The 16114-nt window shown below is 54.9% G+C and carries 10 protein-coding genes; 6 read left to right on the forward strand and 4 right to left on the reverse strand.

The window, feature by feature from the left end; all coding sequences use genetic code 11:
* Position 1: 1 nt before the first annotated feature.
* Positions 2 to 514, reverse strand: coding sequence for a hypothetical protein (locus FYC48_RS19075; protein WP_149498386.1), 513 nt, complete (start codon positions 512 to 514; stop codon positions 2 to 4).
* A 498-nt stretch (positions 515 to 1012) separates the two neighbouring features.
* On the opposite strand from FYC48_RS19075, the gene FYC48_RS19080 reads away from it, so the two are divergent.
* From FYC48_RS19080 to FYC48_RS19090, 3 genes are all read left to right on the forward strand, one after another.
* On the forward strand, positions 1013 to 2485 hold the full coding sequence (locus tag FYC48_RS19080; protein WP_149498494.1) for a cytochrome ubiquinol oxidase subunit I: 1473 nt from the start codon (positions 1013 to 1015) through the stop codon (positions 2483 to 2485).
* Positions 2485 to 3555: a cytochrome d ubiquinol oxidase subunit II gene (cydB, locus tag FYC48_RS19085; protein ID WP_149498387.1), complete on the forward strand. Its 1071-nt coding sequence runs from the start codon at positions 2485 to 2487 to the stop codon at positions 3553 to 3555. Before FYC48_RS19080 ends, cydB begins: the two co-directional genes overlap by 1 nt.
* 614 nt (positions 3556 to 4169) lie before the next feature.
* Positions 4170 to 5789 carry an arylsulfatase B gene (locus FYC48_RS19090; protein ID WP_160149625.1) on the forward strand — a complete coding sequence of 540 codons (1620 nt, stop codon included), beginning with the start codon at positions 4170 to 4172 and terminating at the stop codon, positions 5787 to 5789.
* Between the two features lie 6 nt (positions 5790 to 5795).
* Here FYC48_RS19090 and FYC48_RS19095 read toward each other — a convergent pair whose 3' ends face one another.
* From FYC48_RS19095 to murQ, 3 genes are all read right to left on the reverse strand, one after another.
* The gene (locus tag FYC48_RS19095) at positions 5796 to 8570 is read right to left on the reverse strand and encodes a hypothetical protein (protein WP_149498389.1); all 2775 of its coding nucleotides are present in this window, start codon (positions 8568 to 8570) and stop codon (positions 5796 to 5798) included.
* Between the two features lie 205 nt (positions 8571 to 8775).
* Positions 8776 to 9795, reverse strand: a complete 1020-nt coding sequence (locus FYC48_RS19100) for an N-acetylglucosamine kinase (protein WP_160149626.1) — start codon at positions 9793 to 9795, stop codon at positions 8776 to 8778.
* Complete coding sequence (gene murQ / locus FYC48_RS19105) at positions 9792 to 10724, reverse strand: N-acetylmuramic acid 6-phosphate etherase (RefSeq protein WP_149498391.1); 933 nt, start codon at positions 10722 to 10724, stop codon at positions 9792 to 9794. The genes FYC48_RS19100 and murQ overlap by 4 nt, the downstream gene beginning before the upstream one ends.
* 385 nt (positions 10725 to 11109) lie before the next feature.
* Here murQ and FYC48_RS19110 point away from each other — a divergent pair, with 385 nt between their 5' ends.
* From FYC48_RS19110 to FYC48_RS19120, 3 genes are all read left to right on the forward strand, one after another.
* Positions 11110 to 12387 (forward strand): exo-beta-N-acetylmuramidase NamZ family protein, encoded by a 1278-nt coding sequence (locus FYC48_RS19110; protein ID WP_149498392.1) that lies wholly within the window; start codon positions 11110 to 11112, stop codon positions 12385 to 12387.
* 26 nt (positions 12388 to 12413) lie between these two features.
* Entirely contained in the window at positions 12414 to 13859 is a 1446-nt protein-coding gene (locus FYC48_RS19115) for a TMEM43 family protein (protein WP_149498393.1), read from the forward strand.
* A 176-nt stretch (positions 13860 to 14035) separates the two neighbouring features.
* Positions 14036 to 16087, forward strand: a complete 2052-nt coding sequence (locus tag FYC48_RS19120; RefSeq protein WP_230776258.1) for a M3 family metallopeptidase — start codon at positions 14036 to 14038, stop codon at positions 16085 to 16087.
* Positions 16088 to 16114: the final 27 nt, after the last annotated feature.

Below are 16114 nucleotides of genomic sequence, written 5' to 3' on the forward strand. Positions count from 1 at the left end.
ACTACGTTCTCCGCATCATGATGGCGTACAAGTCTGTGATATCGAACCACAGTTCGTCGCCCCCGGCGCAGCAGACTTTGTCGTACGATTTCCCGTTTTGATGGACGAGCGATTGGCTTTCAAATGTTTTTTGAAGGTAGCCGAGGATATCGTGCTCGTCGGTGGTTCGTGTGATCAGATAAGGTGCGTCTTGGCTGCCATCGCCGGTTGATAGTATTCCATCACAGATCGCGCGAGCGGTGACGGTTTCGAATTCCCAACGCTCTTCTTCACCTCGGTTTTCACAAACTTTAGCCATCAGAAGGTGGGCGCAAGGGCTGAGCAACAGATTCGGGCCGGCATCGGTGATCAGAGACGCCGCATCGTCCCATTTCTTTTCCTCAATTGCGGCAACAATTTCGTTCAATTCTTCCGAAAATGGGTCGAAGTGATTGGATCGTAACAACACCGTTCGCGCCGCAAGATACGTCTGCCGACTCGGCGAGCGAATCAGCGAAAGGAATTCAGCTTTCATAGCAAGAGAGTCGGTCGCATTGGGGCTGGCGATTCAAGATGAGGCGAACGTCCGGTGGGGCGGAATCGTTCGGCGATGGAAACCTACAACGCTTCCGATCAAAAACAAACGGATTCATCTCGACAACGATCAAAGTTTCTAAAAGTACCGAGCGATTGGCAGACGCGTTAACTTTTTTAACAATCGAGTTTGTCCAAAAGCCAATCGTTGCCGGAGATTGTTAAGGACGGTGGGGTTCCAGCTAATTCTGCCTTAACGTCTGGCTCCGGCGTGACTCTCCGGCGTGGGGGACCTGAGCGTGACGTGCGGCGAGGGGTCGCAATCTTCGCCGTCCTGCAATGCGAGTTGAGATGATACAACGGAGGTGATGCGGCAACCGCGTTTGACTTGATCGTCGCGAGGGCTGTCGCCGCGAATTCGTTGCAAGATCCAACTGCAATTACCAACATCGACAATTCAGCATTGGCAGAGTTGTCGGAAAGGGGAGCGTACGCGTCGATGGACGTCGAAATACTTAGCCGGTTGCAATTCGCCGGCACGATCATGTTCCACTATCTATTTCCGCCGCTGTCGATCGGTCTGGGGCTGCAGCTGTTTCTTTGCGAACTGATGTACTTCCGGACTCGTGATTTGGCGTGGGAAGCCGCCGCACGATTTTGGACGCGTGTCTTTGCGGTGAATTTTGCGATGGGGGTCGCGACGGGAATCGTCATGGAGTTCGAGTTCGGGACCAATTGGGCCGTGTACTCGCGATTCGTCGGAGACGTGTTCGGGTCGGCGCTCGCCGCGGAAGGAATTTTCGCCTTCTTTTTAGAAAGTGGTTTTCTTGCCGTGTTGGTTTTCGGCTGGGATCGAGTCGGGCCAAAGATGCACCTGTTTAGCACGTTAATGGTTTTTCTGGGATCGATGTTCAGTGCTGTTTGGATTGTGGTTGCGAATAGTTGGCAGCAAACACCGGCGGGTTACCATGTCGTTTTTCACGACGTCCAAGGAGAATTAATGCCGCGTGCGGAGATCACCGACTTTTGGGCGATGGTCTTCAATCCGTCATCGGTCGATCGGTTGACGCATACGCTGATCGGCGCCCTGGTCCTCGGTGCTTTCTTTGTTGCTTCGGTTTGCTCGTTTTACTTGCTGAAGGGGAAGCATGAGGAAGTCGCGCGTCGCTGCATGAAGATCGCGCTTCCTTCGGCGTTGCTCTTTAGTCTTGCCGCGGCAATGTCGGGACATGACTCTGCACAAAAGCTGGTGGAAACCCAGCCAGCGAAATTGGCGGCGATGGAAGCACATTTCGAAACGACTGATCAGCCGACCGGACTGTGGCTGTTTGGGTGGCCGGATACTGCCAGTGAGACCGTTAAGTTTGGCGTGCAGGTACCCGCAATGCTTTCGTTTATGGTTTACAACGATCCAGCTAGGCCCGTCCCCGGGATGGATCAGATACCGATTGATGAGCGACCTCCGGTGTGGCTTCCCTTCCAAACGTTTCATTTGATGGTTGGGTTGGGAACTTTAATGATCTTGGTCTCCGCGACGGCATGTTGGTTTTGGTTTCGGGGAAACTTGATTGAAAAACGCAAGTTGATGTGGGCGATCATCGTGATGCCGCTCGCGGCCATGACCGCCAATCAAGCGGGCTGGATCACGGCCGAAGTCGGGCGACAACCCTGGATCGTTTATCCGTCTACCCAAGACGGTGTCGAAATGATGGGCCTAAAGACTGCCGACGGTTTAAGTGAATCGGTCACAGCCGAACAAGTGCTCAGCAGCATTATATTGTTCGCGGTGATTTACAGTCTCCTTTTCGCCGTTTGGATCTTCGTACTCAACAACAAGATTCAGCACGGTCCGGAAAGTCCGCAAGAGCTAGCCGAATACAAAGCCAAGATCGGTAAAGGCGACATGGCGGACTTGATCGAGCACCGGGGAACTTCCCGCGGACACGGAATGATGGACGAGGGGGTGCTGTAATGTTTTCTCTTGGATATTTCGAGTGGTTTAACCATCAGTTACTCAGCTATGACACGCTGACTCACATTTGGTTTTTGCTCCTCGGGGTCTTGATCACCGGCTATGCAATTCTAGACGGGTTCGATCTTGGCGTCGGGATGTTGCATCCGTTCATCGCCAAGGATGACCGCGAACGTCGTTTGGTGATGAACTCCATCGGGCCGCTTTGGGACGGGAACGAAGTCTGGCTAGTCACGTTTGGCGGCGCTCTGTTTGCCGCGTTTCCCAATGCTTATGCGACCGTCTTCAGCAGCTTTTACACGGCATTCTTCCTGTTGCTCACGTGTTTAATCGGGCGAGCGGTCAGCTTGGAATTCCGATCGAAGGTTCATGAGCCGGTTTGGCGTCGTTTCTGGGATTTTGGGTTTTTCCTTTCTTCATTCACCGCCGCGTTATTGCTCGGCATCGCCGGTGGCAACATCATGGCGGGCATGGAACTGGGGGCAAAGTTTCACTACGAAGGCAGCCTACTCTCTCAGGTTTACTGGTATCCGCTTCTGGTCGGTGCAATGACCACATCGCTGTTCGCGCTTCACGGTGCGATCTATCTTTATTTGAAAACCGAAGACGAACTGCAAGCTCGCGTCAAACGTGTGATCTTACCGTTATTCTTTGTTTTTTGCGGCGTCTACACCGTCGTTTCGATCGCCACTTGGTGGCATGTGCCCCACGCGACAGACAATTTGTTTTCGGCACCCATGCTTTGGATCGTTCCCGTTTTGAATTTCTTCGCGGTCTTGAATATTCCGCGAGCGATGCATCTCGGTCGGCCTGGCTACGCGTTCTTCACTTCGACAATGGTGATCGCGGCATTGGCATGTCTATTTAGCGTAGCGATCTTTCCTAACCTGATGCTATCCAACCTTGCCGACGAGTACACCATCACGATCTACAACGGACGCAGTAGCCATCAAACGCTGTGGACGATGTTGGTGATCGCAATCATCGGAATTCCCTGTGTGCTCAGCTACACCGTCGTGATCTACTGGATTTTTCGCGGCAAAGTCCAACTTGACCCCAATAGCTATTGAGGCGGACCGGGCACGTTCGTTCCGAATACTCGACTCGCAGACACCGGCGGTAATTTCCAATGTGAATTTCACGCGGTTCGCCGGTGGGCAAATAGAGCTGAATCGTTTTGTCGGTCGGTGTCGTCACTCCCTACCCTCTGGTGCGATACGAAGATTTCACCGCATAGCGCAGCGTGCAGACGTGGATCGCCTTAGGTGAACCGTAAACGACACGAGAGAAAGGCAGTCGGCAGATGACCGAATTCAGCGAATACGTACAAACAGCCGAGGCCGCAACGATCCTTGGGGTGACAGCCTGTTGATGTTCTATTGTCACCCTCCGCCCCGTGAAGCGAGCGTTTTTTCCTGCGGGTAATGCGAAGTGGATGGTGACTCTGTGAAGAAGGCAGTAAAGCCAATATCGTCAGCCATCTAGCGAGTGTCGTTCAGCTCTCCGAGCTGACAACGCAGTCCATTCACGATATTTTCAAACATCTTTGGCTCAATCGGCCAAGTATGATTACCGGTTCGGCTTCGACGGTACTCGGATTTGTTCCTACAGAAAACGCATCGCTTGGAGCGAACGATCACAACGCTGACGTACCTTGCCTGCATTAATAAGAATGGAACTTAACATGATTCAACTCCTCGCCTTGATGACGGCCGCTTGCGACCGATGGTCCCCATGTCAGTTTTTGTCGCGGACGGTAGTACCCATCTTTTTCGCGGTGACTTTCCTGACAACCTATTCGCCGTTTCTCTCGGTTTGCCGAGCCCAATCGGCACCCCGTCCGAACATCGTGCTGATGTTGTCCGATGACATGGGGTGGGCTGATCCGGGGTTTCATGGGGGTGACGCCTCGCTGACGCCAAACATGGATCGCCTAGCCGGTGAAAGTTTGCGAATGACGCAGTTCTATGCCCATTCGGTTTGTGCGCCGACTCGGGCGGCATTGATGACGGGACGCTACGCGTTTCGAAATTGGATGGATTGGCGGAGTGAAGATTTTGGCAAACCAAGTTACCTGAACAAACTTGGCATGAAACTGGCTCAAAACAAGCGGGGCGAGCCGACGCGGATGCTACATGGGTTGCCCGGCGAAGAACGGACGATTGCTGAGGTGCTTCAGGACGCGGGCTACTTCACCGCATTGGTTGGGAAATGGCACCTAGGCGAGTGGCTGCATGAACAACTGCCGCGTGGGCAAGGATTCGATCATCAGTACGGCCACTATGGATGGGGCATTGACTACAACAACTACACCATTCCGCACAACAGTCCGGCAACCTTTGCCGTCTATGATTGGCATCGCAATGGGAAACCGGTTGACGAGCAGGGCTATAGCACTGATTTGTTCGCCAACGAAGCGGTGCGGTTAATCAGCGAGCAAGACGCCGATCGTCCTTTCTTTCTCTATGTGCCTTTCAACGCGATCCATGGTCCGTTGGAAGACATTCCTCGGTACACGGACACGTTGGACAAACGCTCGGCGGCGCTAAAGTGTCTTGACGAAGCAGTCGGTCGGATCGTCAACACGATCGATCAGTATGGCTTTTCGGAGAACACGCTGGTGATCTTTGCCAATGACAACGGCGGCCTAACCGAGGAAGTCAATCGGCCGTATCGTGGGACGAAGAATACAACGTTCGAAGGTGGAGTCCGAGTTCCATGCTTGATGCGTTGGCCGAACCAGATTGCGGCTGGAGAAACGTCGACGGCGATGATGCATGTCGTCGACCTGTTGCCGACCTTCGCGTCACTTTCGGGAGGTTCGACCGAAGGGTGTGCGACGCTGGACGGGATGGATTTTTCAGACGTGCTTTTGAAGCAGACGCCCAGTCCTCGCGACGAAATTGTTTTCGAAGTATCAGGTAGCGTTCGGTTACCCACCATTCGAAGCGGTCGCTACAAATTGATGGGTGAGCAGTTGTATGATGTGATCGCTGATCCGGGAGAATCGACGGACGTCGCCAAACAGCATCCGGACCGAGTCGCGAAGCTAAAGCAACGATTGGACGAATTTAGCAAACAACGCCCGCCGCTTTCGAAGATCATCGGCGACCCACCGATCTTGATGGATCCGCCTCAGCCTTATGTGTACGGCCAATCCGAAAATGCGAACGCACCGGAGTGGTTAAAACGCCGTGTCGATGCGGTCCGCGCGACGCAACCGCAGTCCTGGCCCGCCGGAAAAACGCCCTGGCCGCAAGCTCCGACCGGGGCGACGATCATTTACGAAGGCGATGGCCGCTAAAGGCGGCTAGCGACGATAACGCTGCGCGGGAACGCTCGCAGTTTGCTGTGGCACCCAGGGCGTTCCAGAGCGGAAGACCCGTTGGTGGTACATCGCAAGGGACCGGAGGGCGTGGCCTTTGGGGCCGATGCTCCAATCATGATCCAAGTCGGACGACATTGCCCGCAATAAATAGTTCACCGCCGCAACCAACCGGCGGTCTTGTAGTTCCTCATCGGGTGTCACGGTCAGCAACCATTCTACGATGTGCCCGGTCGTCTGGATTTTGCGATCGACATCCCCATTGTCAGCCCGGCCTTCGAACCAGTTCGTGCTCATCGAACCATCACGGTTCTGAAGCGAATAGGCGTAGTCGATAAAGTCTTGGGTGTAGATCTCGGCTCGTTTCCAATGACCGTCGATTGGCTTTCCTTCAGCTCGTCGCTTTCGCAACGCGTGGGCATAGCCCATCAATCGGTGGGTTCCGCCGCATGCGGCGCCGACGATTTGCTGATCGAGTTCTTCGGCAATCAGACGTTCGAAGTCCCACTGTGTCCCATCATCGGACATCCATTTGGAATCGGTGTCCAGATAATGCGACAAGCCCATCAACGTAAACGTAAGCTCGTTGTCTTCTTTGCAGCCACGCTGTTCTGACTTGATCAAAGCGTCGACCGTGTACTTCATTTTGCCCGCATACAGCGGGTATTCCACGGGGACGTTGCACATTCCAAGGACGGCGAGGAATTGAGAGTCATGACCTTGAAGTCCGACCCCGTTTTTGGCTTTGATCCCATCGGCATCGTTCGTCAGCAGACGTTGTCCACGACAGATATTGTTTCCGGCGATCCACGCGATCGCGCTGTATTGGCGGTTGCCGACGCGAATCTGGGTATCGGTTCCAAAGACGATCAACTGGTGCATCATTCCCCAGTTGCTACGTCCGCTTGCGATTTCGGGGCGTAGGTAGAAATACCGCAGGACTCGTTCGATCGGAACTCGCATGTTGGCGACCGATCGACTGGGCGTGATCTCTGCAGCCGGGCGTCCGGTATAGTCGAGTTCGACTTTGTCCGGGATGTCCAACTCAGGTTGATCGATTGAATCAGCGTTTTCCTGGGGTGGAAGATCACCGACACTCGATGTCGCTCCTCCCATCTCTTGTTTCGGGGGAATACGTTTGCCTTTTGGTAACTCTTCCAAGTCACCTTTGGGGAGCGGCTGCAATTCCGCCGCATCACCATCGAACGCTCGCAGTTTCGCCGGCGACGACTTTTTGGCGACAACGTGGTCGTCGGTTTCTTCCGGCAGCGATCCACGCTTAACGGTCGCGGCAGAACCGATGGAGTCAAGCAGCTTTTCTGCCATCGCCTCTTTCTGATCACGCTGGACTTCTTCTTCGGCTCGCTGTGTTTCTTTCTGGTCTCGCTGGGAACGATCAGAGTGACGAGCCGCTTCGTCAAGCGACATCGACCGTTTCTCTGGGGGTAGCTTCTCGCTCGCGAGCGGGGGGTCGGCTTCCGTCGGCAATTCATCGAGCGATGGATTCATCGACGGGATTTCACGCCTGGTGTCGATGGCTTGGGATGATTGCCGGGGCTGAGCTTTAGGGGACGCGTTTGGTTTGGCAATCGGGCTGACGTCTTCGCGAACGTTCGTCGCTTCCGCAGGCGCCTTGCGAACAGCAGGCGCCTTGGTCGGTGCGTCAACGTCCGAACCCGATGGAGGCCGAGATGCCGCTGGACCCGGCGTCGTTGTAAGGGGCTGTGCCGCTTTGGCGGGGATTGGGCTTTGGGGAACCGGATCACGAAGTGGCGCGATACGATTGATCGCCTCCCGCGCAACCCAGCCACCCGTGCCCAGTGACTGTGGGGCCCGGGTTTGTGGACCGGGGGCCTGCGGAGCAACCGACTGCGTGCCTTGCTGCGGTCCAGGGTCACGCCGGCTCGCCCCGGCTTGCTCTGGCATGCGTTGCAATTGCCGCGACTCGGTCGGATGAACCGGTTGATCGCCAACCGATGTTCCTCGTCCACGCCAATTGCCTGTCACTGGTGGTGGTACCGAACGAAGCTGCTCCAAGGCCATCGCACCTGGAGTTTGCAACGTCTTTTTCTCTGACGTATCGTCATCCGATGCGATGTCACTGGGCTGCATGTCTCCGGCAACCGCAGGGGCGTTTTTTGGTGCGTCGATCGTTGGCGCGACGAACTCCAGTGCTGGGGTTTCTTTTTCGGCAACCTTCAACGATGGCAGTTTAGTGCGGGCTTTGAATCCGTCGACTGGCCCCGCGACTTGACGGGCAGGCACTTTTGCTGAGTTCGGCGATGTGTTTGCTTCGCCGTCGGTAGATTTCCGCTTGATTTGCTCGGGCGCTTTAAGCGGCGGCACGGTGACATTGGCATCGCCTTTGGGTAGCACAGCGATCGTTGCTTCCGCCCGACTTGAGTCTGATTGAAAAGATTTTTCGCTTTTCGTCGCCTCGTTCTTGCGAGATGCGTCTTCATTCACCGTCACACCACGCTTTGACCAACCGGCATCGATTGACTTCGTTGACTCTTTAGTCTTTACGGGTGGATCGGCGGTGACCGGCTTGCCTTGGGTTGGTTGTTCGCTGACGGGCGAAACGTCTACCGGTTGATTGGCCGGAGCTTCCAGGATGATGCCATCGGCAGCTATCGCATTAGGCGCGAGCGTCGTCACGGCGACGCTTGACGCGAAAGCCGTAGCGGTAAGACGCCATAGGTGGGATCGAAAGCGGTCACGCAGCTTGTTTTGGTTGCGTCGGGTCGGGCGGGTCAGCACGAATAGGCTCCATCGAACGAATGCGCAAAGGTAATCTCTGCTATCGGAACGAACCCCCGATAAATCCAACTTTAACGGTCGACGAACCTGCAAAGGAAACGCCGACAAACGTGGTAAAGTTTGACGCTTGGATTTCCACAAAGACGCTCAAAAAAGTCAGTTTGGTTTAAGCCCCAAACGTCGGTTTCCCGTGAGCGACAAATGCTCACATCGAAGTGGCTGAAACAAGACGATTCTGTAGAATTTCGATCAAGTCTGGCCGGTTTGCGAGAACAAGTGCGCCGGCAACCGGTGCATCTACCAGCCTTGTTTGCAGCTGAAGACAATCGATGCGCTCGAGCAGCTGTTCGCGCAGCAGCGGTTCGTTGACCAGCACTCCTCCCGACAAAGCAAGCGTGATTCCGGCGGACAGATTGAGTCGTCTTGCGAGTGTTCGCACGTGGCGGGCGAGTTCTTCGGCGGCACTTTCAACGATCTCACGGGCGACGGAGTCTCCTGTTTCTGCGGCGGCGATGACTAGTCGACTTTGCTTGGCGAGCTCACGGCGGGTCATCGAAGGCGCGTAGACATGATCGATCAATCGCATCGGATCTTTGACGGCGAACCGATCGCAAAATGAAGTTAACAGAGTCGTCTCTGGGCCACGACCGTCGACAGCCCTAGCGACGGCATCCAGCCCTGCAATAGCAAGGGCATAACCGCTACCCGGATCGCCAATGACGACGCCCCACCCACCGGCGCGAGCATCGGCGCCGCTAGAGTTTCTTGCCCAAGCGAACGATCCTGTTCCGGAAATCAGAATCATTCCGGTTGCCGTCGGCGACGCGGCGGCGAGCACCGGAACCGCATCGTCGGTCACGATAATCGCGGTGCCTGGAAACCGCTTCGATAGGATCGCGGCAAGATGCTTTTGTTCTTCCCTACGTCCGGCACCCGCGGCACCGACACAAACACGCGTCAATCGGGTGGTGGCGGATTCGGTCGTTACGTTCGGCGTGGACAGTGCTTGTCGGACGGCGTATTCAATTTCGTTTGCCGCAGCTTCGTATCCGCCGACACGCGGATTTCCTGTTCCGCCGATGCCTTCGGCAAGTGGACGCACGAGGCCAGTGGTTCGGTCATCGGATTGCGGACGAGATGGTCGTGGATGATCGATCCAAGCGATCGTTTTACTGCCACCGGCATCAACGCCGGCGACCAGCGGCGTGCTTTCGTGGCGTGTCACGGCTTTGAGCCCGTGGCAGATTCAAGTGCCAGTCGTAATTGACCACCTGCTTCACGGAGAAGCCGCCGCGCGTGTTCCGGCTGAAGCGAGCATCGCTGACAAACGACAGCGGTTTTTAGTTCACCGTCGCAACGGACAAGGAGTTCATCGGCCGCATCGGGCGTAAGGTCGGTGAGACGCATGAGTAGTCGCCTTGTTCGTGCGACCAACTTTTCGTTGGAGGCTCGCAAGTCAACCATCAGGTTCCCGTAAGTTTTTCCAAGTCGAACCATTGTCCCGGTGGAGAGCATGTTTAGGACCATCTTGGTCGCCGTGCCGGCTTTCATACGGGTCGACCCGCTGATCAATTCTGGTCCGACCACCGGTGTGATCATTAGGTCTGCCGCTGCGGCCAACGGCGATTGTTCGTTGCAGGCCAACCCGATCGCTCGGGCACCAATCGAACGTGCATAGTTTAAACCGCCGACGACGTACGGCGTGCGTCCGCTCGACGCGATGCCGACCACCACATCCTGCTCGTGAAGATTCACTGCTTTTAGATCATCGACGCCGCGATCGGGCAAGTCCTCAATTCCTTCGGCCGCTCGTCGCAACGCAGAGTCACCACCGGCGATCAAACCGATCACCATGTCAGGTGGTGTATTAAACGTCGGCGGACATTCCGATGCATCGAGTACACCGAGTCGCCCTGACGTTCCGGCACCGATATAGATCAAACGACCACCGGAGCGGATCGCGCCGGTGATCCAGTCGATCGCCTTCGCAATCGCCTCCGATTCCTTGCCAACCGCGGCGGCGATGGACGCGTCTTCCTCGTTGATTAAACGTACCAGTTCGACTGACGATAAGGTATCGATCGACTCTGAACGAGGATTGATGGCCTCCGTTGTCAAGTGATCCAACGAGGGATTGGCGGGAAGCCCATTCATAGATTTATCTTCTTCCAAAACACGTCTCACGTCAGCCGCTATGATAACTGGCAAAACCGTTTCCGCACCGGATACTACGCGAATGTCCAAATGCGAAATCGATAAACAGAGCGAAACATGTAGCCCCGTCGTCATTTGCCGACAAGGTATACGGTCCAAGTATTCAGTCTGAACGATCGCCCACGCGGAAAAATGCGTCTGGCTTCTGTGTCCGGCGAGGGTGCCCGGCGCCGGGTGAGAATGGATTGTTTTGCCATCCCAGTCCGAGTCTGAAATGACAAAAGCGGAGTTGCCGTTCGTAACAGACGCTGCCGTCGCGAATGCATTCTAACGCTGCCGGTGTTCACTTACATTACATTCACAATCATCGATCTCCCCTCAAGCCATGTCCTCCACCACAACTCATCGTCAAGTAACCTTACCCGATAAAGCGTTTTACTCGTTTTTATCGTTGGGTATCCGCGTGGTCCACGCGCTGTTGATTGCTTGCCTTCCCGGGACGCGGTTACTTTCGGAAGAGCCCACTTCCGAACCGGTCGTACGAACGGGGATCGAAGTCTTGAAACGCGACAACTTTCGGGGCTTACGTGGGCAACGTGTGGGGCTAATCAGCAACCATACCGGTGTCGATTGGCAGGGCAATCCGACCGCGGTGCTTCTACACGAGTCTTCTGACGTTGCTCTGACCACGTTATTCAGCCCCGAACACGGTTTCCGCGGCGTGCTCGATCAATCCGATATTGGCGATGCAAAGGACGACGCGACGGGGTTGAAAATCTACAGTTTGTACGGCCAGACCAGGAAGCCGACGACCGAAATGCTTTCCAATGTCGACACGATTGTCTTCGACATCCAAGACATCGGTGCCCGCTTTTACACCTACATTTCGACCATGGGGGAGGCGATGAAAGCGGCCGATCAATCTGGTAAACGCTTTGTCGTGCTTGATCGTCCCAATCCGATCAATGGGGTTGACGTCGCGGGGCCGATGCTGGACCCGGGTGATGAATCGTTTGTGGGGTTTCATCACCTCCCGATCCGGCATGGCATGACGATCGGCGAACTAGCGAAGATGTTTCGGTCTGAACTTGGATTGTCACTCGACCTGGAAATTGTCCGCTGCGAAGGTTGGCGGCGTGAAATGACGTTTGACCAAACCGGGTTGGTCTGGATCAACCCGTCGCCTAACATGCGTTCGTTGACCCAGGCCCTTTTGTATCCAGGTGTGGGAATGCTGGAGACATCGAATCTGTCCGTTGGGCGCGGAACGGACACTCCGTTCGAAGTGATCGGTGCCTCTTGGATCGATCCGATCGAGTGGGCGAAGGAAATGCGAAGTGAGCAAATTCCGGGAGTCACGGTGGTTCCGATTCAGTTCACTCCTGATTCGAGCCGCTACCGAGACGAAGTTTGTGGCGGGATCAACCTGGTCATTAGCAATCGTGCTAAGTTTGATCCCTTGCATCTAGGGGTAGCATTGGCAGTGACTTTGCAACGGTTGTATCCCGATCAATGGCAGGCGGAAAAAGCGATGCGTTTGCTGGGAAACCGGGCGACGATGAATGCGATCGTCGGCGGACAATCGATCAGCGAAGTGATGCGTGTGACCAACCAGAACGTCGATCAATTTCGACAGCGTCGAAGTCAGTTTTTACTCTACTAAGTTGCTTGATTCGGGGATATTGAACGATGGGAACCCATGTGACCGACGAATCTTGGTTTGGCAGACTCGGGGGAGCGTTCAAAGGCATCCTGTTCGGTGGACTGATTGCGCTCGTTTCAGTGCCGTTGTTGTTTTGGAACGAAGGTCGTGCGGTCCGGACGGCGAAAGGACTCAAGGAAGGGGCGAGCGTCGTGGTCGAGATCAAACCCGATGAGGTGGTCTCGGAAAACGAGGGCAAGTTTGTCCATGTCAGCGGTCATGTTTCAACCGACACCGTTTTAACGGACGAAGACTTCGGGATCTCCTTCAACGGAATCCGCCTGAAACGGCACGTCCAGATGTATCAATGGAAGGAGAATCGGGAGTCACGATCTGAAAAGAAACTAGGCGGCGGCAAACAGACCGTCACCGAATATAGTTACGAAAAAGGTTGGTACGACGGACTGATCGATTCCAGTGAATTCGACGAGCCCGATCACCAGAATCCGACGCAAGTTCTTTTCTCTCCGAAGCAGGCGCAGGCTGACAACGTTCGACTCGGCGAATTTCATCTTCCCAGTTCGTTGGTCAAGATGATCGGTGGTGAAGAACCGATCGAGTTAGATGATTCGAATCTGCCGGCAGAATACCGAAATCAATCTGTGATCGTGCGAAGCGGCGATCATGATGCAGGGCGTCTTTACATTTTTCCTCGTCAAACGAATTCGAACGCAACCGACTTGCCGGCGACTGAGGAAACTGTCGAAACGCCGAAGCCAAAGGCTTCCACCGGTGCCAACTATTTGGGCCTGATTCCTTCCCAGGCCGATGCGCCGGAATCGAAGGATGCCCCCGCCGACTACGATGAGCCGTCCGGAGTGGCCGAGAAGGCAACCTCGACGACAGACGATCAGACAGCTAACGATTCGCAGAACGCAGCAACGCCGGCGTCTGCAAACGGTGATCTTGTCGCGAATCCCGAGATCGGCGACGTGCGAATTTGGTTCACCGCGACACCGACCACCATGGTCAGTTTGCTTAGCCAACAGGCCGGTGACTCATTCGCCCCCTATCAGACTCAATACGGCACCGAAATTCACACGTTAGAAACGGGAGCGTTCACGGCTTCGGAAATGATCTCTCACGAACAAGCGGCCAATCGGGTTCTGACTTGGGTGCTCCGGGGTGTGGGGGCGTTCATGATGTTCTTGGGGTTTGTTTTGATGCTGCGTCCATTGGAGGTCATCGCTGATGTGGTTCCAATGCTGGGGTCGTTGGTGGGGTTCGGTACCTCGGTTGTCGCGGGGTTACTAACGGTTGCGGGATCGATGACCGTGATCGGCATCGCCTGGGTGTTTTACCGTCCTGTTCTCGGTGTGACACTTTTGGTGATCGCCGCCGGGGCAATTTATTTCCTTGTCAGCCGCGGTAAAAAACGGTCAGGCCGGCAAGGCGATGGTCCGGAAACATTGACGAGTTCGGATTTGGCGTAAACTCATTTCGCGTAGACTTTAGCTACGGCGACATCCCGAGATAATCGACCACTTTCAACACCAGAAGCATGCGACGAAACCAAACCCTTTTAGGGGCGATACTGGCGATCGGATTGATAGCCGGATCCATTCACGCCCAAACTAGAGAAACCTTACCGAGCACGGAGCAACAGCGAATGACGGATTCTGTTTTACTGCGGCCATGGACGGGACCATACGGCGGAGTCCCACCGTGGGACCGTGTTCGTCCCGAAGATTTTACGGCGGCGTTTGATGAAGCAATCAAGATGGCTCAAGCGGACATCGATGCGATTGCAACTCAAGCCGATCCACCGACCTTCGCCAACACCGTCGTCGCGATGGAAGATGCCGGAAAGACGCTCGATCGTTTGGACGCGATCTTCGGTGTCTATTCTTCGAACTTGAACGTAGGGCCCATTCCAGACATCGAACGTGTCATCGCTCCAAAATTAGCGGCCCACTCCGATCGCATTTATCAAAATGAAAAGCTGTTCCATCGTTTGCAGTACATCTTCGAAAACGAGCTCGAATCGTTGCAGCCGGCTGAACAACGCCTGATCGACGATCTTTACAAAACGTTCGTTCGTCGCGGAGCAAAGCTTGATTCAGGCGAAAAAGCCCAACTGTCTCAGATCAACGCCCAACTGGCTCGCTTGTTTACCGATTTCAGTCAAAACGTACTCGACGATGAAAAAAAATATGTCACCTGGGTCACCGACGAAACTGACTTGGCCGGTTTACCTAGCAGCGTGATCGCGTCGATGAAACGTGCCGCCGAAGAACGCGGTAAAGCTGATCAATGGGCCGTGACCAATACGCGGTCGTCGATGGATCCGGTCTTGACGTATGCCGATAATCGAAAACTACGGGAGCAGGTTTGGCGGACCTATTACAATCGATGTGACAACGGTGACGACAACGATAACAACGCATTGATCACCGAAATCCTTGCCCTGCGTTTGAAGCGGGCCAACCTTCTCGGTTACCCGACGCACGCGCACTGGCGACTTGAGTCAACGATGGCGAAGACTCCCGAAGCGACCGAAGCATTGATGAATCAGGTTTGGGAAAAAGCAGTTGGCCGCGTTCACGAAGAAGTCGCCGACATGCAGCAGATTGCGGATGCCGAGGCGGCCAAATCAGGTGACAAGATCACGATCGAGCCTTGGGACTATCGCTACTATGCCGAAAAGGTTCGCAAGGCGAAGTACGATCTTGATCTCGGTGAGGTCAAGCCGTATCTCCAGCTCGAAAAACTGCGGGAGGGCATGTTCTGGGTTGCCGGAGAGTTGTTTGGGTTTCAGTTTAAGGCTGTGACCGACGTCCCCGTATTTCATCCCGATGTACGTGTTTGGGAAGTGACCGACAAGTCGGGCGAGCACGTGGGGCTGTGGTACTTCGATCCATTTGCCCGAGAAGGCAAACGCAGCGGCGCGTGGATGACCGCATATCGTGTTCAACAGAACATCGACCAGCCGATCACCCCTATCGTTTCCAACAACAGTAATTTCGTTAAGGGCGGTGAAGGTGAAGTCGTCTTGATTTCTTGGGATGATGCGGTGACGCTATTCCACGAGTTCGGCCATGCGCTACATGGTCTGTCTTCGTCGGTTCGGTATCCCTCGCAAGCCGGAACCTCCGTCGCCCGCGACTACGTCGAGTTTCCTTCGCAGATCCTTGAGCACTGGTTGGAGACGCCAGAGATCTTGCAGCGATTCTGTTTGCACTACGAAACGAATGAACCGTTGCCCCAATCGCTGATCGACAAGATCGAAAAAGCGTCGACGTTCAATCAAGGCTTCGCGACGGTCGAATACCTTGCTAGCGCGATCGTCGACATGAAACTGCATACGTCTGACCAAACGCAAATCGATCCCGACGAATTTGAAAAAACGACTTTGGCGTCGATCGGAATGCCTGACGAGTTGCCGATGCGTCACCGTACTCCGCACTTTATGCATATCTTCAGCAGCGATAGTTATTCGGCCGGTTACTATAGCTATCTCTGGGCGGACGCCTTGACGGCAGATGCGGCGGAGATGTTCGAACAGGCCGGCTCGTACTATGATCCCGTCGTTTCGGGCAAATTACGGGATCATGTGTTTTCTGTTGGCGATACCATCGATCCGGCGGAAGGCTTTCGTCGCTTCCGTGGACGTGATGTTGACACATCCGCGTTGATGCGGAAACGCGGGTTCAGTGACTGATCCAAGATCGGTCGAAAAGTTGTTTCC

It is taken from the genome of Roseiconus lacunae, assembly GCF_008312935.1.
In the GTDB taxonomy this organism is placed as follows: Bacteria; Planctomycetota; Planctomycetia; order Pirellulales; family Pirellulaceae; genus Stieleria; species Stieleria lacunae.

Bases quoted from the DNA above. Each gene is read 5' to 3' on its own strand.
- FYC48_RS19075 (WP_149498386.1), bottom strand. From the start codon at position 514: ATGAAAGCTGAATTCCTTTCGCTGATTCGCTCGCCGAGTCGGCAGACG.
- FYC48_RS19080 (WP_149498494.1), top strand. From the start codon at position 1,013: ATGGACGTCGAAATACTTAGCCGGTTGCAATTCGCCGGCACGATCATG.
- cydB (WP_149498387.1), top strand. From the start codon at position 2,485: ATGTTTTCTCTTGGATATTTCGAGTGGTTTAACCATCAGTTACTCAGC.
- FYC48_RS19090 (WP_160149625.1), top strand. From the start codon at position 4,170: ATGATTCAACTCCTCGCCTTGATGACGGCCGCTTGCGACCGATGGTCC.
- murQ (WP_149498391.1), bottom strand. From the start codon at position 10,724: ATGAATGGGCTTCCCGCCAATCCCTCGTTGGATCACTTGACAACGGAG.
- FYC48_RS19110 (WP_149498392.1), top strand. From the start codon at position 11,110: ATGTCCTCCACCACAACTCATCGTCAAGTAACCTTACCCGATAAAGCG.
- FYC48_RS19115 (WP_149498393.1), top strand. From the start codon at position 12,414: ATGGGAACCCATGTGACCGACGAATCTTGGTTTGGCAGACTCGGGGGA.
- FYC48_RS19120 (WP_230776258.1), top strand. From the start codon at position 14,036: ATGACGGATTCTGTTTTACTGCGGCCATGGACGGGACCATACGGCGGA.